This is a genomic window from Collinsella sp. CLA-JM-H32 (assembly GCF_040098165.1).
Classification (GTDB): domain Bacteria; phylum Actinomycetota; class Coriobacteriia; order Coriobacteriales; family Coriobacteriaceae; genus Collinsella.
This window is the reverse complement of record NZ_JBBNMZ010000013.1, coordinates 17,952-37,334: the sequence shown is the minus strand read 5'-3', so window position 1 is coordinate 37,334 and position 19,383 is coordinate 17,952. Positions and strand designations below refer to the sequence as shown.

Below are 19,383 nucleotides of genomic sequence, written 5' to 3'. Positions count from 1 at the left end.
TGACCAAATGCTTGACGGATTGGCGTCTCCGCAGGTAAAAGGCGGCAAAAAATACTCCAACTTTTTTCGAGCGACAATCGCGCGGTCGGCGACGGCGGGGCCATATGTGTCAAAAGCATCGTCTGCCGAGGAAATCAAGCCGCTCGCCGAATTGCACGAACGTAAAAATCGCCAATTATGGAGACGGTCTCGAACACGTCGACGAAACGATGCGGTAACATCTCCCTGCAAACACTGTAGTTAGCTAAAGGGGGAGTTCGCGTGTCTGCAACCATCAAACCCTTCACCGACGAGTTCGAAGAGTATGGCCGCGATGAATCTCGCGCATCGGGCGAAGCATCGAGCATCTCGTTTCCGACGACGGAAAACGAGGTCCGTGCCATTTTGGAAAAGCTCCATGCCGAGCGTGTCCCGGTAACGGTTCAGGGCGCCCGAACCGGCCTTGCCGCCGGTGCCGTGCCCCACGGCGGGCATATCCTCAATACTTCCCGTATGAATCGCTACTTGGGCCTTCGCCGCGATGAACAAGGCCAATTTCTGCTGCGCGTGGAGCCGGGCGTTGTGCTCTCGGAGCTGCGCAAGCAGCTGAGCAAGAAGGTGCTGCCGACCGCTGGTTGGGACCAGGCATCGCTTGAGGCCTACGAGGAGTTCCAAGAGGCCCCCGAGCAGTTCTTTCCCACCGATCCCACCGAGACGTCTGCCTGTCTGGGCGGCATGGCGGCATGTAACGCCTCCGGTGCCCGCAGCTACGCCTACGGCCCCATGCGCCCACATATCACGGGACTCCACGTCGCGCTGGCTGATGGCGATTTGCTTGAGCTTCAGCGCGGCGAGGCTTTTGCCCAGGGTCGCCACCTGTCGCTTGTGACGGCAGTGGGCCGTACGCTCGAGCTCGATCTTCCCGGCTATACCATGCCCAAGACAAAAAATGCCTCAGGCTATTTCGTTGCGGACGAAATGGACGCCATCGACCTCTTTATCGGTGCTTGCGGCACGCTCGGCGTTATCACCGAGCTCGAGATTGCCCTGCAGGCGGCGCCTGCGGTCGTTTGGGGTGTGAGCTGCTTTTTCGATAGCGAAGACAAGGCCGTGTCCTTTACCGATTCCGTGCGTCCCTTCCTGTCCCATGCGGCTGCCATCGAGTACTTCGACGCTGGCGCCCTGGATATTCTACGTCGCCAGCGCGAGCAGTCGACGGCGTTTGCCTCGCTGCCGGCGCTCGACAAAGACGCCAAGGTCTGTGTCTACGTGGAGCTCGACTGCGACGACGAAGCCCAGGCGACTGAGGAGCTGTATCACTTGGGGTGGGTACTGGAGCTTGCGGGCGGAAGCGACGATGCGACATGGGTCGCGCGCACCGAGGTCGATCGCGAGTGTCAGCGATTCTTCCGCCATGCGGTGCCCGAGAGCGTCAACATGCTCATCGACGAGCGTCGCCGCACGGATCCCACCATCACCAAACTGGGCTCGGACATGTCGGTGCCCAACGCACGCTTGGCCGATGTCATCGCCCTTTATCGCCGCACGTTGGCCGAAAGCGGGCTTGAATCTGCCGCCTGGGGGCACATCGGTAACAACCATCTGCATGTGAACATTCTGCCGCGCGATGCGCAGGATTACCGCCGCGGCGGAGAACTCTTTGCCCAGTGGGCTTCCGAGGTCACGGCCATGGGCGGCGCCGTCTCCGCCGAACACGGTGTCGGCAAGATCAAGGCGGGCTTCTTGGAGACGATGTACGGTCACGAGGCCATGGTCGAGTCGGCGCGGCTCAAGCTCCAGCTCGATCCTGCCGGGCAGCTGGGTCGCGGTAACCTGTTTTCGGAGAAGCTCTTGGATGAGCTCGTCCAGAAAGGGGGCGCGTGAAGATGAGCGATTTCCATATGGTGGTGTGCGTCAAGGCAGTGCCGGGCAGCACCGAGGTCAAGATGGACCCCAAGACCAATACCATCGTGCGCGATGGCAAGCAGGCGGTCATTAACCCGTTCGATGCGAGCGCTTTGGAATGCGCGCTGGCGCTGAAGGATGACTTTATCGGCTTTGGCATGGACGTGCGCGTAACGGTGGTGTCGATGGGCATCCCCGCGACCGAATCGCTATTGCGCGACTGCATCGCCCGAGGCGCCGATGACGCACTGCTGCTGACCGACCGCGCCTTTGCAGGTGCCGATACCCTGGCAACCACCTATGCCCTCTAGTGCGGCATCGAGGCGCTCGACGAGGACTTCGACCTGCTCATTTGCGGCAAGATGGCGGTGGACGGCGATACAGCCCAGATTGGTCCCGAGCTTGCCGGTGCCTTTGAGATTCCCTGCGTGACCGACGTGAGCTGCGTGCAGAGCGCGGGCTTTACGACTTGCGGCTCGCTGGCTCTTGTTCACGGCTGTGATGCCGGCGAGGAGACGGTCTATCTTGAGATACCGTGCGCGATGACGACCGCCAAGGAGATTGGCCAACTGCGCATGCCGAGCATTGCCGGTATTCGTGCGGCCGAGGAGGCGGACGTGCGTGTGGTCAACGCTGCCGACGTGCATGCCGACCCCGCGCGCTGCGGCCTTGCCGGCTCGCCGACACAGGTCGTGCGATCGTTTGTGCCCGACCGCGACCAAACGTGCGAGGCCGTTGACGGAACGGCGTCCGAGCAGGCGGCGAAACTTGCCAAGATCATCGAGGGGATGGCATAGATGAGCGGACTGATTATCGATAGCGAAGCCTGTATCGGCTGCGGTCGCTGCGTTCGCGCCTGTGCCTCGGGCGGCATTGTAGTGGAAGGCGAGCGGCCCAACCGTGGCGCCCGCGTAACCGACGGCTGCATCCTATGCGGTGGGTGCGTCGACGCCTGCCCCGTCAACGCCATCTCGATCGAGCGTGACGAGGCCGCTGGCGCGGTGGACCTTGATGCATATCGAGACATTTGGGTATTCGTGCAGACCGACGAGCACGATACGGTGACTCCCGTTGCCTATGAGCTCATGGGCAAGGGCCGCGAGCTTGCCGATGCTCGCGGCTGCCGTCTGGTGGCACTGGTCGGCATGAGCCCCGAGGGCTCGCTTGGGGACCTCGAACTCCTGGTTTGTGCCGGCGCGGACGAGGTCCTGGTCTGTCGCGACGAGCGTCTGCGCCAGAACGATGCGGAGGTTTACGCCCGGCTGATCTGCGATTTGGTGGCAGAGCGCAAGCCCGAGGCCATTCTGTACGGTGCGACCGCCTTTGGCCGCGAACTGGCACCCGGCGTTGCCGTGCGTTTGCAGACGGGCCTTACGGCTGACTGCACGGTGCTTTCGATGGATGCGGAGACGGGGCTGCTGCAACAGACGCGTCCGGCGTTTGGCGGCAACCTGATGGCCACCATCGTCTGCCCCAATCATCGTCCTCAGATGGCAACGGTGCGTCCCGGCATCTTTAAGGCGCCCGACTTTGACTACGGCCGCTCCGGCACGATCACCCAGATATCGCTTGCGGATGATGCTAAGGCTCGTGTCGAGATCTCGATTCCCGCCGAGGAGTGGGGGCAGCAGGCATCAATTGCCGATGCCGAGCGCCTGGTCGTGGTGGGTCGCGGCATTGGTTCTAAGAAAAACCTGCCGCTGATGCGAAGGCTCGCCGAGGCTCTGGGAGCCGAGCTTGGCTGCACGCGACCTGTCGTGGAGGCCGGCTGGTTGGAGTATCGCCATCAGATTGGCCAGACGGGCGTATCGGTTTCGCCCAAGCTTCTCGTGAGTATCGGTGTTTCGGGCGCCATCCAGCATCTTGCCGGCATCGGTGGGGCGGAGTGCATTATCGCCATCAACGAGGACCCGGATGCCCCCATCTTTGGTGCTGCCCAGTACAAGGTCGTCGGCGATGCCGTCGAGGTCGTCGAGGAGCTGCTGGCCCAGCTTGAGCGCTAGGCGTGCGCCAACCAGTCGCGCGTCTCGTCCTTTAGGCGCTCCCAGGTCGCTTGCGTGGCGGGATCGGTAAAGGGGCGCGCAATGCCAAAGGGCGCATCGAGCAGGCGGTAGATATCGCCCTGCTCACGCGCCAGCGCGCGGCTCGCTGGATAGACGAGCTCAAACATAAAGCAGATGAGTCCCACCAGGTAGTCTGCGGGCTCGTTGCGTTCATCGCGTGCGACGCAGCGGCGCTCGTCAAAGGCAGCGAGAGCCGGTGTCGAGAACCGGCTGGCGAGAAATGTGTCCTTATCAACCTTGAGGATGGTGTCGACGGTGCTGTCGGCGATGGTGCGCATAATGTCGATTTTGTCGCCATCGCGCACGATATCGCAGAAGCGCCGTGTACGCTCGTCGAGTTGTGCCGGCAGGCGAAAGTCGCTGTGATAGGCGATGCTCGCGCGGATGAGCTCGTCGTGCTCGTCGGTCTCGATAAAATCTCGGATGCTTGTTGTGGCAGGCGCGTCGTCGGGGTTCTCGCCAAAGAGGACCCCGACGCCCAACGCTGCGTGGCTCATACTCTCGGCGTCCTTAAAGGTGTCCCAGCGCCGCAACTGTTCAAAGCGTCCCATATCGTGTAACAGGCCGCAAAGCCAGGCCAGGTCAATATCCTCTGTCGACCAGCTCTGCTCGCGCGCCACGGCATCGCATGCCTCGGCAACGTGGTACGTATGCTCGATTTTGAGCGCGATACGTGGATTGGCGGCATCGTAAGCATCGGTATAGCGTTTGAAGGCCGCGGTCGCCCGGCCCCGATCGATAGCTGTCATAATGACTTCCTAAAAAGCTGTGTCTTTCGATCCGGTGGCAATTGTAGGTGAACTCGGTTGCCACCGGGCGATGATTCTGCCGCGTCGTCGAATGCGGCTCGGAAATCTTGTCGGGACGAGGAACGCTATGGTGCTCAAAATCGTTAAAACCGTCTGGCCGGTGATGCTTACCTATGTTGCGATAGGCGCGCCGTGCGGAATGATTATGGCACAGACGGGAATGGAGCCCTGGATGGTTTTTGCTCTGAGCAGCACGTTTGTGACGGGTAGCGGCCAGTTTATGGTCTGCAATCTGTGGCTGGCAGGTGTGCCTGCGGCATCGATTGTCGCAAGTGTGGCCGCAATCTCCTCGCGCTTTGCACTTTATTCGGCATCAATCGCGCCCCATCTGAGGGGTGCCTCGAAGCGTCAGACGCTGGCTGTTGCCGCGACGCTCACCGAGGAGGCATACGGCATCTCGCTTGCCAAGTTGGTTGAAGGGGAGGATTGGGGTCCGCACGAGTCCTTTGCGCTCAACGCGATCCTCATCGTGACATGGGGCGTTTCGTGCACGATGGGCGCCGTTGTAGGCGCCGTTGTCGATGTCCCCACCGCTATTGCTGGCTTTGTCTGCACCTCGCTCTTTATCTGCCTGCTCTTTTCGCAGCGACTGTCGCGCGGCAATGTCGTGGCTGCCGTTATGGCTGCGGTGTCTGTCGCCATATGCAAGTTCTTGGGGTGGACGAATATCGCCGTGCCGGCAAGCGTGCTCGTCGGTGTTGCCGCGGCGCTTGCGTGCGATGCTTTCGCCGAAGGAAGGGGCGCTCGCGATGCCCGTTAATGAGTTTTTGGTCCTGTGGCTGTCGTCATGGGCGGCTATCGCGTTTTTCCGCATTGCCCCGGCGTTTGCGTTGCGCGGGAGAACGCTGTCGCCCCGCGTTACCGAGGCCTTGGGTTATATTCCGCCAGCCGCCTTTGCGGCGCTGGTCGCTAACGATTTGATAAGCCCTGGCGCTTTCGACGCCGGCTTGTGGCAGGGCTTGATTCCCTGGATTGCGGCTGCCGGTGTCGTGGCGGTGGCAATCAAGACAAAGTCGATGTTGTGGTGCTGCGTCTCGGGCATCGTGTTCTATATCGTTTTGAGCCTTGTATAAAAGCAGGGGCGCGTTTAGCGTCCCGGCCCAACGAATCGAATTTCTCACCGAGCCGGTCTGCTTCTTCTGGTACCATGGTCAAACTTTACTGTAGCAAAGCGTGACGTGGGCTTTTGTTCTGCGTCAGCGGAAATGGGGGTTTCATGGCACAGGAAGCGACCGCCAACGAGCAAAAGAAATTCAAAGTACCGCGCATCCCGGGTGACATCATGATTTACCCGATGATCGTCGGCCTTTTGCTCAACACCTTCTGCCCGCAGGTCTTTGAGATCGGCGGCTTCTTTACCGCCGCCTGCCGCGGCGGCTCCAATACCATCGTCGCCGCGATCCTGCTCTTCGTGGGTGCCGGCATCAGCTTTAAGTCCACGCCGGGCGCTATCAAGACCGGCATCGTCGTGCTGATCCCCAAGCTTGTTGTTGCGGCCGCCCTTGGCTTGGGTGTGGCATATTTCTTTAACGACAACTTCCTGGGCCTGAGCTCCGTGTCTATCATCGGCGGCATCACGTTTTGCAACATGGCGCTCTACACGGGCATCATGGGCGAGTTCGGCGACGAGTCCGAGCAGGGCGCCGTCGGTATCCTGTTCTTTACGGCCGGCCCCGCCGTCACCATGATCATTCTGGGCGTTTCGGGCCTCGCCAACATCCCCGTCGGCACCATCATCGGCTCCATCCTGCCGCTTGTTATCGGCATGGTTCTGGGCAACCTCTTCCCGTTCATCAAGAACCTGCTGGTTCCCGGCGCCAATCCCGCGATTGCCGTTATCGGATTTCAGCTCGGTGCGTCCATGAGCCTTTCGAGCTTTATCACCGGCGGCATCTCGGGCATCCTGCTGGGTCTCATCACGCTCTTTATCGTCGGCCCCATCACCTTTGCGTTCGAGCGCCTGTGCGGTGGTAACGGCAAGGCGGCCGTTGCCTGCTCCACTATCGCCGGCACGGCTATGACCACGCCGGTCGCCCTCGCCGAGGTCGCCCCGCGCTATGCCGAGCTTGCGCCCACCGCGTACGCCCAGATCGCCACCGCCGTCATCATCACGGCAATCATGGCTCCGATCCTGACCGGCTGGGTCGATAAGAAGTTCTGCCACGGCAAAGAGGATCTGTCGGTCGAAGGCGTCGAGGCTATTGAGGAGGCCGTCGCGACCGACATCGACGGCGAGTAATCGTCGACGCGAGTCAATCAAGCCGGCGTGTGCAATTCGCGCCGTATAGGCGCCCGAACGAAAGCTGTCTTGCAGTGACGTTCGGGCGCTCTGCTATTATTCCCCTTACCCCTGCGGAGTAGGGGGTGTTTGTTGCCCAGACTCGAATCGGGCGATTCTGACCACTTGAGTATTGAAGGGATGGCGTCTAGTGGTTAAGGCACTCAAGATTGAGATATTCCTGCTATGCATGATAGTTCTTATCGGGCTTGCCGCGCGAAGCCGTCGCTCCTTGTTCTCGAGTACCCAACAGCTTCTGTTTAGCATGCTGGGCTACACGTCTGCTGCCTACATTTTCTTCGACATGATCTGGACGCTCTCGGACGGCGTGGGCACTCCTGTAGGCATCACGGCCAACTGGATTTCCAACGCGGTCTCGTTTTCGCTGTTCGCCATCGCGTGCCTCATTTGGTTTTTCTATTCCGAGACAGTGCAGGGCTCTCGCCTTTTGACCGCGCGCTATAGGGTTGCGATCGTGACGTTGCCAACCGTATTGGTGGTCGTGCTGGCATTTACCAGCTACTGGACGCACACTATGTTCTATATCGATGCGCAGGGCGTATATCGTCGCGGAGCGCTTTATATGATTCAACCTATCGTTAGCTACTGCTACATCATATATACGTCCTTGCATGCCTTTACTCAGGCTCGAAAAGTCGAAAGCCTGCAAAAGAAGGCCATTTATCGCACCCTCGCCTTTTTTGCGGTTCCCGCTCTGGTGGGCGGTACCTTCCAGGTTTTGTTTTCGGTACCGGGCCTTTGTGTCGGTATAACGCTGAGCATCCTGCTGCTCTACATCATCTACCAGGAGCAGCTGATCTCGACCGACCCGTTGACTGGCCTTAACAATCGCAACCGTTTTGAGACCTATATGCTGTCGCTCTTCTCAAATGTGGATCAGGCCGAAGATGTGTATCTGCTTATGATGGATGCCGACGGCTTTAAGCAAATTAACGACCGGTATGGACATGTTGAGGGCGATCATGCCCTCCAGGTCATATCTGCTACGCTCAAAGAGGTCTGCTCGGCGTCTGGTGGTTTTATCGCACGCTATGGTGGCGATGAGTTCGTGGTGCTTCAAAAGGCGACGGCGGAACAGGACATCATAGACCTGTGTTCGGCGATTAACGACGAGCTCTCTCGTGCCGAGGTGCCGTATGCATTGCGGATGTCCATCGGTTACGCGCGGGTCGGCGATAGTGTTGATACCTGGCAAGACTTACTTCGCGCTGCCGATGCGGAGCTCTACCGCGTCAAGGCCGAGAAAAAGAAAGCCGGCGTCCAGATACGCTAGGAAAAGGGGTGCACGCTTGCGTGCGTGGCGGCCCTCAGCTCACCGATGTACTCCATTAAGCTAAAGTACATGAATCCCCTCTGCTAAATAAGGGCAGTTCGTTAAGCTTTTTTGGGCCTGTTGACGATAATGATGCCGCCGCAGACCAACAGCAGGGCCACGATTACGGTGACGGGGCTCGTGCCAGCGCCCTCGCCGAGCAACAGCGCGCTCAGCAGCACACCAAAGACGGGGTTCATAAACCCAAAGACCGAGACGCGGCTGACGGGGTTGACGGCAAGCAGGCGCGACCACAGCGAGTAGGCGACCGCGGAGATAAGCGCCATGTAGATGATGAGCGCGATGGCGGGGGCAATCGCCGTGGGGGAGAGCGCGCCACCCATCAAAAAGCCGATGGCGGTGAGGACCAGGCCGCCGACCAAGAACTGCCATCCGGCAAGCAAGACGCCGTCGTGCTCGCGCGAGAAGATGCCGATCAGGCAGGTCGAAAGGGCACCCGCGACGGTGGAGGCCAGGATAAAGCCCTCGCCGTCGAGCGTAAAGCCAAAGGTGCCGTCCGCGCCCGAAAGGTTGACGAGCGCGACACCGGCAAAGCCCAGTACGCAGCCGAGCACCTTGGCCGTATTGAGCTTTTCGGTGCGAAACGCCAGGGCGGCAAAGAGGATAGCCAAGAAGTTGGCGCTGGCCTCGATGATGGAGCTCGACATAGCGCTTGCACGGGAGAGACCAAGGTAGAAAAAGAAGTACTGGCCGATGGTCTGGAAGAGCGACAAGATACAGATAGGCTTGATATCACGCGCTTGCGGAACGAGCGGTCGGTGCTGGACCACGCTCATGCCAACAATGACCAGCATGCCGGCAAGGGTGAAGCGCAGACCCGCGAAGAGCAGCTGCGAGGCGCTGTCGCGCGCGGGAATGCCAAAGAGGCCGTAGCCGATCTTGATGCAGGGGAAGGCGGAGCCCCAGAGCGCGCAGCAAACGAGACAGCCCAGGATGAGTCCGGGCAGGGTGGCGAGATACGGCTTGCGGCTTTCCATGATGTCCTTTCTACATGCGCGAAGCAAAAAAGAACCCGCCACCGGATGTGTCGGTGGCGGGTAATGTTACCCGAAGGGATTGTACCCGATGGGAAAGGTTTAGGCGAAGTAGGCTACGCCGCTCTCAAAGATCGGCATGAACTTGTCGCCGGGGACATGCTCGGGCACGTTGCGGTACAGGTTGTCGCCGCGACGCTCGGCATGGCCCATCTTGCCCAAGACGCGGCCGTCGGGGCTCGTGATGCCCTCGATGGCGAGTGCGGAGCCGTTGGGGTTGACGGAAAGATCCATGCTGGGCTTGCCGTCCTCGCCCACGTACTGCGTGGCGACCTGGCCGTTGGCGATCAGCTGGGCGAGTACCTCGTCGTTGGCGACAAAGCGGCCCTCGCCGTGGCTGATGGCGACGGTGTAGGGGTCGTCCAGGCTGCACTGCGACAGCCACGGGGACAGGTTGGACGAGATGCGGGTGCGCACCAGGCGGCTCTGATGGCGACCGATGGTGTTGAACGTCAGCGTGGGCGCATCGGGCGTGGCGTCGACGATGTCGCCGTAGGGAACCAGGCCGAGCTTGACCAGGGCCTGGAAGCCGTTGCAGATGCCCAGCATCAGGCCGTCGCGGGCCTGGAGCAGGTCGCGGACTGCCTCGGTGACCTCGGGAGCGCGGAAGAACGCCGTGATGAACTTGGCGGAGCCGTCGGGCTCGTCGCCGCCCGAGAAGCCGCCGGGGATCATGACGATCTGGCTTGCACGGATGCGGCGGGCAAGCTCGTGGGTGCTCTCGGCGACGGCCTCGGGCGTGAGGTTGTTGATCACGAAGGTGTCGGCCTCGGCACCGGCAGCACGGAAGGCGCGGGCGCTGTCGTACTCACAGTTGTTGCCGGGGAACACGGGGATGATCACGCGCGGGCGGGCGATCTTGGCGCCGCCGTACACGTGGATGTCCTTGGCGCGGAAATCGATAGTCTCGACCTCGGGGGTCTCGCCGGCGCTGCGGTAGGCGAAGACGCCCTCGATGCCGCTCTCCCAGGCCTCCTGGAGCTCGGCGAGCTCGATGACCTCGGAGCCGGTGTCGATGACATAGCCCTCGACGGTGGTACCCAGGGGCTCGACGACAACGCCGTCGGCGACCTTGGGCAGCTCGGCGTCCTCGGCGAGCTCGACGATAAAGCTGCCGTAGAGCGGGGTGAAGAGGCTCTCCACGTCCACATCCTCGGCAAGCTCGATGCCGATCTGGTTGCCGACACACATCTTAAAGAGGCTCTCGGCGCCGCAGCCGTAGCCGGGCGTGGAGACGGCCAGGGCGTCGCCGGTAGCGGTGAGCGCCTCGACGGCGTCAAACGCGGCGAGCAGCTGCTGGGCGTCGGGGCGGTAGTCCTCGCCGTAGGTGGCGGGGGCGATGCGGACGACGCGGTGCGTCAGACCCTTGAACTCAGGGGAGACGGCGCGCGCCGCGTGGCCCACGGCCACAGCGAAGCTGATCAGGGTGGGCGGAACGTTGAGCTCGCCGGCCTCGTCCTCAAACGAGCCGCTCATGGAATCCTTGCCGCCGATGGCTCCGGCACCCAGGTCGACCTGGGCCATGAGGGCGCCCAGGACGGCTGCCGTGGGCTTGCCCCAGCGCTCTGCCTCGGTGCGCAGGCGCTCGAAGTACTCCTGGAAGGAGAGGTAGGCGCGCTTGTGCTCAAAGCCGGCAGCCACGAGCTTGGCGATGGACTCGACCACGGACAGGTAGGCGCCCGCAAACTGGTCGGCCTCCATCAGATAGGGGTTAAAGCCCCATGCCATGGCGCTTGCCGTGGTGGTCTCGCCGTCCACGGGGAACTTGGCGACCATGGCCGAGCTCGGGGTGAGCTGGGTCTTGCCGCCAAAGGGCATAAGCACGGTTGCGGCACCGATGGTGGAGTCGAAGCGCTCGGAAAGGCCCTTGTTGGAGGCAACGTTGAGGTCGGTGACAAGCGAGGTCATGCGCTCGGCAAGCGTGGTGCCGGCCCAGCTGGGCTGCCACACGCTGCGGGCGCACACGTGGGCGACCTGGTGCTTGGGCGCGCCGTTAGAGTTGAGGAACTCGCGGGATAGGTCGACGATGGCGACACCGTTCCAGGCCATGCGCATGCGCGGCTCGGCGGTAACCTCGGCGATAACGGTCGCCTCGAGGTTCTCCTCGGCGGCGTAGCCCATGAACTCCTCGACGTCACCGTCGGCGACGGCGCAGGCCATACGCTCCTGGGACTCGGAGATGGCGAGCTCGGTGCCGTCCAGGCCGTCGTACTTCTTGGTCACGGTATCAAGGTCGACATACAGGCCGTCGGCAAGTTCGCCCACGGCAACCGAGACGCCGCCGGCGCCAAAGTCGTTGCAGCGCTTGATCAGACGGCAGGCGTCGCCGCGGCGGAAGAGGCGCTGCAGCTTGCGCTCGACCGGGGCGTTGCCCTTCTGGACCTCGGCGCCCGAGGTCTCGATGGACTCAGTATTCTGGGTCTTGGAGGAGCCGGTGGCACCGCCGATGCCGTCACGGCCGGTGCGGCCGCCCAGCAGGATGATCTTGTCGGTGGGGGCGGGGCACTCGCGGCGCACGTGGTTTGCCGGGGTAGCGCCCACGACGGCGCCGACCTCCATGCGCTTGGCCACGTAGCCGGGGTGATAGAGCTCGTTGACCTGACCGGTGGCAAGGCCGATCTGGTTGCCGTAGCTGGAGTAGCCGGCGGCGGCAGTGGTCACGAGCTTTCGCTGCGGCAGCTTGCCCTCGAGCGTCTCGGAAACCGGGACGGTGGGGTCGCCGGCACCGGTGACGCGCATGGCCTGATACACATAGCTGCGGCCCGAGAGCGGGTCACGGATAGCGCCGCCCACGCAGGTGGCGGCACCGCCGAAGGGCTCGATCTCGGTCGGGTGGTTGTGGGTCTCGTTCTTAAACAGGAACAGCCAGTCCTGGTCCTCGCCGTCGACATCGACCTTCACCTTGACGGTGCAGGCGTTGATCTCCTCGGACTCGTCGACATCGGTCATGACGCCGGTCTTCTTAAGGTACTTGGCGCCGATGGTGCCCATGTCCATGAGGCAGACGGGCTTGGCGTCGCGACCGAGCTCGTGGCGCATCTCCATGTAGCGGTCGAAGGCCTGCTGCACCACGGCGTCGTCGATCGTCACGTCATCCAGGACGGTGCCGAAGGTGGTGTGACGGCAGTGATCGGACCAGTAGGTGTCGATCACGCGGATCTCGGTGATGGTGGGGTCGCGGTCCTCATCGCGGAAGTACTGCTGGCAGAAAGCGATGTCCGCCTCGTCCATGGCAAGACCGCGCTCGGAAATAAAGGCGGCAAGGCCGGCCTCATCGAGCTCGCGGAAGCCGTCGAGCACTTCGACGGGCTGGGGCTCGGGGGTCTCCATGTACAGCGTCTCGGGCAAGTCGAGCGAGGCGATGCGCGCCTCGACAGGGTTCACCACGTAGTGCTTGATGGCCTCGATGGTGGCTTCGTCCAGAGCGCCCGAGATCATATAGACCTTGGCGGAGCGCACGGCGGGGCGCTCGCCCTGGCTGATGAGCTGCACGCACTCGCTGGCGGAGTCGGCGCGCTGGTCAAACTGGCCAGGCAGGAATTCGACGGCAAAGACGGCGCCATCGCTTGCGGGGAGCTCGTCGTAGGTCACATCGACCTGGGGCTCGCTAAAGACGGTCGGCACGCAGGAGCGGAAAAGCTCCTCGTCGATGCCCTCGACGTCGTAGCGGTTGATGATCCTCAGGGCCTCGATGCCCTTGATGCCGAGAATTTCGGTCAGCTCGCCCTTGAGCTGCTGAGCCTCGACGTCGAACCCGGGTTTCTTCTCCACGTAGATACGAGAGACCATTGGTTCCTGCCTTCCTGATCGGTTGGGCGTACGGTACGGTATGCGGCAGCGGTCGGTTTGCGGGGTCTGCCCTGCGGTCGCCTTGAGCCACATGTTTGTAAACCTCACTATGATACGACAGCTCGCGGCGCGTTGAGGACGGCGAGGGTGCTACAGTGAAGCGCAAACAAGAGAAAGGCATCACATGGCATTCGTTTCGCTCGCCATCATCGCGCTCGTGGCCTTTGCAAGCCCCTTCATTGCCTCGGCGATTCCCGGAAAGCCCGTTCCCGAGACGGTCTTTTTGCTCGTGTTCGGTGCGGTGCTGGGACCCCATATGCTCGGCGTCATCCATGTAGATGCCGAGGTCTCGCTTGTGTCCGAGCTCGGTCTGGCCTTTTTGTTCCTGCTCGCCGGCTTTGAGATCGACCCCAAGAGCATCACGGGTGTCGAGGGGCGCTACGGCTTGGCGACGTGGGTCGTCACGTTTGGTATCGCCTGGCTTGCCGTGCGCTTTACCCCGTGGTTCTCGGTCAGTCATTTCGACGGTATCGCCGTGACGCTTGCCCTCACTTCTACGGCGCTCGGCACGCTCGTGCCCATCATGCGCGAGCGCTCGCTCACCGGCACGCGTGTGGGCGACTCGATTCTCGCGTATGGCACTTGGGGCGAGCTCGGTCCCGTGCTCGCCATGTCGGTGCTGCTGTCTGCTCGCACTGGCATCCAAACGCTCGTAATCCTTGGCTTGTTTGCTGTAGTCTGCGTGCTGCTGGCCGTGGTCCCAAGCCGCTCCAAGCGCGTCGGCAGCCGCTTCTTTGCGTTTGTCGAGGAGCGCGCCGATACCACGTCGCAGACCTTCGTGCGCCTGACGGTGCTCATCCTGGTCACGCTCGTGGCATTCTCGGCCGTCTTTGATCTCGACATCGTGTTGGGTTCTTTTGCCGCCGGCTTTGTCTTGCGCTACATCATCCCCGAGGGCAACCATACGCTGGAGACCAAGCTCGACGGCCTGGCCTACGGCTTTTTGATTCCGGTGTTCTTTACCGTATCGGGCGCAAAGATCGACCTGACGGCCGTGGCATCGCGCCCGGGCTTGCTCGCGGGCTTTATCGTGGCGTTGTTGATTATTCGCGCCGTGCCCATCCTCGTCTCTATGAGCATTTGCCCTGCGACGCGAGATGTGTCGGCGTATGGTCGCATTACCGTGGCCCTGTACTGCACCACGGCGCTGCCGATCATCGTTGCCGTAACGAGCGTGGCCGTCAACGCGGGCGCGCTGTCGCAAGATATTGCGTCGGTCATGGTTGCCGCCGGTGCCATCACGGTGTTCTTGATGCCATTGCTCGCGCAGCTCTTCTACCGCGTGGTCGACGCCGCACCGGTCGCTGCCGTGGCAGAGGTTGCCGAGCATCCATCCGATGCGCTCGACATTCTACGCGCCCATCACGATTTGGCGAGCCTGCTCGCACGCGAGCACGAGCTGCTGACCTCGCATGGTCACGGTCGCGTATTCGAGGGCCTGCCTACGCTCGATACGATTGCCGAGCGTCTTTCCGCCGAGGCAGCGAGCGGCCACATCGATGCCCGCATCGTGGATGCGGCGCACCTGCTTGCCGATAAGACCTATGGTGATGAGCTTGACCCGTCCGAGCTGACTCCGCGTGAGCGCCGCCGCCTGGAGCGCGCCAAGCTCGCCGTGCGCGAATACCGCCGCCGCATGCTAGAGCTCTATGCAAGAGAAGAAGCCGAGGACGACGACGGCAAGTAGTCGATACTCTCTCGGGGAAGCCGCGTCCCGCTTTGAAGGCTCGGAACGGGATGTTGTTTCCGAAACGGGGGCCGTTGGGAAACTGTGTCCCGGAATGGGCGCTCAGAGTGGGATGCAGTTTCCGCGAGAGACCCGTTGCGGAAACGGTATCCCAGAATCGGCGTTCAAAACGGGGCGCTCTTTCCGAAACATGGCCCTGAGGGAAGCTGCGTCCCGGTCTGAGTCGGAATTCCGGGACACAGCTTCCCTTTCAAACAGAAGAAGGCGCGCTGCCTGCAGTTGATGCAGACGGCGCGCCTTCTTTGTTGGACTATGTTGAGGCTGGGAGCTGAGGCTTGTGGTCCCTTAAGAGCGGGCGGCTCCGTCGACGGGGAGCACGGCGCCCGTGACATAGGATGACATGTCGCTCGCTAGGAAAACGAAGGCGTTGGCGACGTCCTCGGGCTCGCCCATGCGGCCGAGCGGGATGGTGGCGATGATGGGCTTGATGACCTCTTCGGGCAGGTTGGCGACCATGTCGGTCTTGGTTACGCCTGGGGCGACGGCGTTGACGCGAATACTCATGGGGGCGAGCTCGCGCGAGAGCGACTGGACCATGCCGTTGACGGCAAACTTGGACGTGGGGTAGCCGACGCCAGAGGGCTGACCGTACTTGGCGACCATCGAGCTCGTGGTGGTGATGGTGCCGCCGTGGCCGGCCTCGGTCATGATCTTGGCGGCAGCCTGGTGGCCGTTAAAGACGGCGACGACGTTGAGGTCCATGACTTTGGCGAACTCCTCGGCCGTGTAGTCCAAAAGGGGCGAGCGCTGGGAGATGCCGGCGTTGTTAACGACCGTGTTCAGGCCACCCATGTCGGCGGCTGCCTCGGTAAAGGCCTCGGTTACGGCCTCGAGCGAGGTGAGGTTGCAGGTGCGGCCCCAGACCTTGGCCTCGGGATAGACTGCGGCTAGCTTTTCAACGGCGGCGTCGGCAGTCTCCTGACGCGAGCCAAAGACCGTGACGGCGGCGCCCTCCTCGATAAAGCGACAGGCGATGGCATAGCCGATACCGCGCGTGCCTCCGGTGATGATTGCTTTCTTGCCCTCGAGCAACATGGTGCCTCCATTCTTCGGGGGTTGGACATACGCAGCACAGCGTAGCGGTAGCCGGAATCGGCCGCGTTTGCATATCGGTGAACGGTAGCCCGCGTTACCGATGAGCGGCTCGCGCAAATGTGCTCTGCCGTTGTGCTTAGGGCAGGAGACAAAAGGGCTCCCGTCCCACATCGGACGGGAGCCCTCAAAGCGCGTATTGCTAGGCGATTGATGGACTAGTTCGCCATGACGCCTTCGGTCCAGGCCTCGACGTCCTCGATGCGCAGGACGTTGGCGACTTCGGCCACGCAGTCGACGCTGGCAAGCTCGGCGGCGGCAGCCTGGACGTCCTTCTCGAGCGCGCAGTGCGTCAGGAAGATGACCGAGCAGGTATCGCTGGCGCCCGACTTGCCGTCCTCGACCTGGTTGATGAGCGAGATCGAGATGTTGTGCTTGGCAAAGATATCGACCGTCTCGGACAGGGCACCCACGCGGTCGGCGACCTTCAGGCGCACATAGTACTTAGTCTGGAGCTCGTCCATGGGCTTAAAGGCGAGGTTGTGGCCATAGGGCTCAATCTCGGGCAGTGGAGCCACGCCGCGGCTGATCTGCTCGGAGAGCGACAAGATATCGCCCACGACGGCGCTCGCGGTGGGGAAGGAGCCTGCGCCCGCGCCGTAGAACATGGTCTCGCCCACGGCGTCACCTACCACGTAGACGGCGTTCATGGCGCCGTTGACCTTGGCGAGCATATGGTCTGCCGGGATGAGCGTGGGATGCACGCGGACGTCGACGCCGGCGTCGGTGTTGCGGGCGATGCCGAGCAGCTTAATGGTGTAGCCGAGCTCGCGGGCCTGGGCGATGTCCTCGGCGCCGATGGTACGGATACCCTGCTGGTACACATCATCGGTGGTAACGCGGGTGCCAAAGCCGATGGAAGCGAGGATTGCCGTCTTGCTGGCGGCATCGAAGCCGTCGACGTCGGCGGACGGGTCGGCCTCGGCATAGCCCTTGGCTTGTGCATCGGCGAGCACGTCGGCGTAATCGGCGCCCTCGGCGTCCATGCGCGACAGGATGTAGTTGGTGGTGCCGTTGAGGATGCCGGCGATGGTCAGGATCTTGTTGCCCACCAGATCGTGCTCAAGCGTGCTCACGATGGGGATGCCGCCGCCGCAGCTGGCCTCGCACTTAATCTGCACGCCGCACGCGCGTGCCTTCTCGGCGAGCGTCTCGACGTGACGGCCCAGCAGGGCCTTGTTGGCAGAGACGACGTGCTTGCCGTGCTCAAAGGCAGTGGTAAAGATCTCGGTTGCGGGATGCTCGCCGCCGATCAGCTCGACGACGATGTCGACGGCGGGGTCGGTGACGACGTCGTGCCAGTCACTCGTAAAGGCCTCGCGCTCAATGCCTGCCGCCTCGGCCTGCTCCCAGGCAAGCGCGCAGGCGCGGGTCAGCTTAAGGTCGATGCCGTAGGCTGCCAGGTACTCATCGTGGTGGCTCTTGATCAGACGGGCCACGCCGCCGCCGACGGTTCCCAGACCGATCAGACCGACGTTCACGGTGCGCAGGGGTTCGCTCATAGATAGCTCCTTCGTGCATCTCATGGATGGATTAACCGCTTAAAGGTTGAGTGCATTCTAGCGTGAACAGAGGGTGCGTGCTCGCCAGGCAACAGGAGTCGCACAAAACGGCACCCCCGAAACGCTGCGGAAACATTGGAAACATGCTCGCTACAAACGGAACTCCGTAACAAACTGTCAACGTTTGCACCATAAGGTTTGCCCTGTGCGACTGGGGCATGCAGGCGCTCGTCGGCGTGGAATGACGAGGGCCAAGTCGAGAAGCCCGCTACGGCCTATGTGATTCAGGACGGCAAGTACATCGCCGCCTAAGTGCATATAACGAGATCGGTGGGGCCGTTTTATGCAGGGCAAGGACGCTTGTAACAGAACAGAAACATTACTTTCACATAATAAAGTGGCTAAACTGCATAAACCGATAGAAATACGCATAAATATGGATAAATCGGCAAAACAAAAGAAAAGTTGAAATAATCGCCACTTTTCTCAACTAAAGCGTCTACTATTTTGCGAACGCCGAACACGGCGAAGGATGGCCTGTCGGGTAACTGAAACCCGACGAGATTTGAGAGGAGAGCCGCATGTCGAGCCTCACCGGTAAGTCATTGAACCCTGTTATGAATCGCAGGAGCGTTATCGCGAGCGCAGCAGGTCTGGGGGCGATGTCCATTCTAGCTGGCTGCTCCTCCAACGGCGGCGACAGCGGTTCCGCTTCGAGCGACGCTTCGTTTAAGATCGGCACCATCGGCCCGCTGACCGGCGCCAACGCATCCTACGGCAAGTCCGTTACCCAGGGTGTCGAGCTTGGCTGCAAGGATTTCTCGACCAAGGAGCTGCCGCTTGCCAGCAAGGCCGAGGATGACCAGGCCGATGGCGAGAAGGCCGTCAACGCCTTCAACACCCTGCTCGACTGGGGCATGCAGGCCCTCGTCGGTCCGACCACCACGGGTGCGTCGGTTGCCGTTGCCGCAGAGTGCGGTAACGACCCCAAGACGTTCATGATCACCCCGTCCGCGTCCTCCGAGGACGTCACCGACGGCAAGGATTGCGTCTTCCAGGTTTGCTTCACCGACCCCAACCAGGGCGTCAACGCTGCCAAGTTCCTGGCAGAGAAATATGCGGACGAGAAGTTCGTGCTGTTCTATAACTCCGGCGACGCTTATTCTTCGGGCATCGCAGATTCCTTTAAGGCCCAGGCCGCTGAATCCAAGCTCGAGATTGTTGACGAGGAGACCTTTAAGGACGACTCCGCCACGAGCTTTACCAACCAGCTGACCAAGGCCAAGCAGGCCGGCGCCACCATGATCTTTGCGCCGATCTACTACACGCCGGCGTCCGTCCTGCTCAAGAACGCCAAGGACATGGGCTACGACGTCAAGATGATGGGCTGCGACGGCATGGACGGCATCCTGGGCGTTGAGGGCTTCGATACCTCTCTTGCCGAGGGTCTGCTGCTCATGACCCCGTTCTCTGCCGACGACGAGAAGAACGCCGACTTCGTCAACGCTTACAAGGATAAGTACGGCGATACCCCCGACCAGTTTGCCGCCGACGCCTACGACGGCGTGCACGCGGTGGCCGAGGCCCTCAAGGAGGCCGGTCTTGGTGTCGACGCCGATCCGACCGAGGCCGCCGAGAAGCTGTCCAAGGCTATGCTCAAGATTACCGTTGACGGTCTGACCGGCAAGCTCACCTGGAACGATAAGGGCCAGGTCCAGAAGGAGCCCACGGCGTACGTCATCACCGACGGCAAGTACGTACAGGCCTAATT

13 protein-coding genes and 1 pseudogene are annotated in these 19,383 nt (G+C 61.9%); 9 read left to right on the top strand and 5 right to left on the bottom strand.

Features of this window, described 5'->3' with window-relative positions:
• Positions 1–261: 261 nt before the first annotated feature.
• From AAA021_RS08370 to AAA021_RS08360, 3 genes and pseudogenes are all read left to right on the top strand, one after another.
• On the top strand, positions 262–1,863 hold the full coding sequence (locus AAA021_RS08370) for an FAD-binding oxidoreductase (RefSeq protein WP_349088841.1): 1,602 nt from the start codon (positions 262–264) through the stop codon (positions 1,861–1,863).
• A gap of 2 nt (positions 1,864–1,865) precedes the next feature.
• Positions 1,866–2,681 (top strand): annotated as a pseudogene (locus tag AAA021_RS08365) (electron transfer flavoprotein subunit beta/FixA family protein).
• Positions 2,682–3,887, top strand: coding sequence for an electron transfer flavoprotein subunit alpha (locus AAA021_RS08360; protein WP_349088840.1), 1,206 nt, complete (start codon positions 2,682–2,684; stop codon positions 3,885–3,887).
• Here the strand turns inward: AAA021_RS08360 and AAA021_RS08355 are convergent.
• A complete protein-coding gene (locus AAA021_RS08355) occupies positions 3,884–4,696 on the bottom strand; it encodes an HD domain-containing protein (protein ID WP_349088838.1) in 813 nt (270 codons plus the stop codon). The two genes, AAA021_RS08360 and AAA021_RS08355, sit on opposite strands and share 4 nt — an antisense overlap.
• A 70-nt stretch (positions 4,697–4,766) precedes the next feature.
• Here AAA021_RS08355 and AAA021_RS08350 point away from each other — a divergent pair, with 70 nt between their 5' ends.
• From AAA021_RS08350 to AAA021_RS08335, 4 genes are all read left to right on the top strand, one after another.
• Positions 4,767–5,516, top strand: a complete 750-nt coding sequence (locus AAA021_RS08350; RefSeq protein WP_349088877.1) for an AzlC family ABC transporter permease — start codon at positions 4,767–4,769, stop codon at positions 5,514–5,516.
• Positions 5,506–5,829, top strand: coding sequence for an AzlD domain-containing protein (locus AAA021_RS08345; RefSeq protein ID WP_117821266.1), 324 nt, complete (start codon positions 5,506–5,508; stop codon positions 5,827–5,829). Before AAA021_RS08350 ends, AAA021_RS08345 begins: the two co-directional genes overlap by 11 nt.
• 143 nt (positions 5,830–5,972) lie before the next feature.
• Complete coding sequence (locus AAA021_RS08340) at positions 5,973–6,995, top strand: 2-keto-3-deoxygluconate permease (RefSeq protein ID WP_349088836.1); 1,023 nt, start codon at positions 5,973–5,975, stop codon at positions 6,993–6,995.
• 190 nt (positions 6,996–7,185) lie between these two features.
• Complete coding sequence (locus AAA021_RS08335; protein WP_349088835.1) at positions 7,186–8,328, top strand: GGDEF domain-containing protein; 1,143 nt, start codon at positions 7,186–7,188, stop codon at positions 8,326–8,328.
• A gap of 101 nt (positions 8,329–8,429) precedes the next feature.
• Here the strand turns inward: AAA021_RS08335 and AAA021_RS08330 are convergent, their stop codons facing one another.
• Both AAA021_RS08330 and AAA021_RS08325 read right to left on the bottom strand, forming a co-directional pair.
• Positions 8,430–9,365: a DMT family transporter gene (locus AAA021_RS08330; RefSeq protein WP_349088834.1), complete on the bottom strand. Its 936-nt coding sequence runs from the start codon at positions 9,363–9,365 to the stop codon at positions 8,430–8,432.
• 99 nt (positions 9,366–9,464) lie between these two features.
• Positions 9,465–13,211 (bottom strand): phosphoribosylformylglycinamidine synthase, encoded by a 3,747-nt coding sequence (locus AAA021_RS08325; protein ID WP_349088832.1) that lies wholly within the window; start codon positions 13,209–13,211, stop codon positions 9,465–9,467.
• Positions 13,212–13,395: 184 nt separating this feature from the next.
• Between AAA021_RS08325 and AAA021_RS08320 the strand changes: the two genes are divergently transcribed.
• Complete coding sequence (locus AAA021_RS08320) at positions 13,396–14,958, top strand: cation:proton antiporter (protein ID WP_320677820.1); 1,563 nt, start codon at positions 13,396–13,398, stop codon at positions 14,956–14,958.
• Positions 14,959–15,303: 345 nt separating this feature from the next.
• Here AAA021_RS08320 and AAA021_RS08315 read toward each other — a convergent pair whose 3' ends face one another.
• Entirely contained in the window at positions 15,304–16,053 is a 750-nt protein-coding gene (locus tag AAA021_RS08315) for an SDR family NAD(P)-dependent oxidoreductase (protein WP_349088831.1), read from the bottom strand.
• A gap of 215 nt (positions 16,054–16,268) precedes the next feature.
• Positions 16,269–17,612, bottom strand: coding sequence for a homoserine dehydrogenase (locus AAA021_RS08310; protein ID WP_349088829.1), 1,344 nt, complete (start codon positions 17,610–17,612; stop codon positions 16,269–16,271).
• A 581-nt stretch (positions 17,613–18,193) separates the two neighbouring features.
• Between AAA021_RS08310 and AAA021_RS08305 the strand changes: the two genes are divergently transcribed.
• Complete coding sequence (locus AAA021_RS08305) at positions 18,194–19,381, top strand: ABC transporter substrate-binding protein (protein WP_349088828.1); 1,188 nt, start codon at positions 18,194–18,196, stop codon at positions 19,379–19,381.
• Positions 19,382–19,383: the final 2 nt, after the last annotated feature.

Excerpts from the sequence above, each read along its gene's own strand:
- AAA021_RS08320 (WP_320677820.1), top strand. The coding sequence starts at position 13,396 with ATGGCATTCGTTTCGCTCGCCATCATCGCGCTCGTGGCCTTTGCAAGC.
- AAA021_RS08350 (WP_349088877.1), top strand. The coding sequence starts at position 4,767 with ATGATTCTGCCGCGTCGTCGAATGCGGCTCGGAAATCTTGTCGGGACG.
- AAA021_RS08355 (WP_349088838.1), bottom strand. The coding sequence starts at position 4,696 with ATGACAGCTATCGATCGGGGCCGGGCGACCGCGGCCTTCAAACGCTAT.
- AAA021_RS08360 (WP_349088840.1), top strand. The coding sequence starts at position 2,682 with ATGAGCGGACTGATTATCGATAGCGAAGCCTGTATCGGCTGCGGTCGC.
- AAA021_RS08325 (WP_349088832.1), bottom strand. The coding sequence starts at position 13,211 with ATGGTCTCTCGTATCTACGTGGAGAAGAAACCCGGGTTCGACGTCGAG.
- AAA021_RS08330 (WP_349088834.1), bottom strand. The coding sequence starts at position 9,365 with ATGGAAAGCCGCAAGCCGTATCTCGCCACCCTGCCCGGACTCATCCTG.
- AAA021_RS08315 (WP_349088831.1), bottom strand. The coding sequence starts at position 16,053 with ATGTTGCTCGAGGGCAAGAAAGCAATCATCACCGGAGGCACGCGCGGT.
- AAA021_RS08345 (WP_117821266.1), top strand. The coding sequence starts at position 5,506 with ATGCCCGTTAATGAGTTTTTGGTCCTGTGGCTGTCGTCATGGGCGGCT.
- AAA021_RS08305 (WP_349088828.1), top strand. The coding sequence starts at position 18,194 with ATGTCGAGCCTCACCGGTAAGTCATTGAACCCTGTTATGAATCGCAGG.
- AAA021_RS08340 (WP_349088836.1), top strand. The coding sequence starts at position 5,973 with ATGGCACAGGAAGCGACCGCCAACGAGCAAAAGAAATTCAAAGTACCG.
- AAA021_RS08310 (WP_349088829.1), bottom strand. The coding sequence starts at position 17,612 with ATGAGCGAACCCCTGCGCACCGTGAACGTCGGTCTGATCGGTCTGGGA.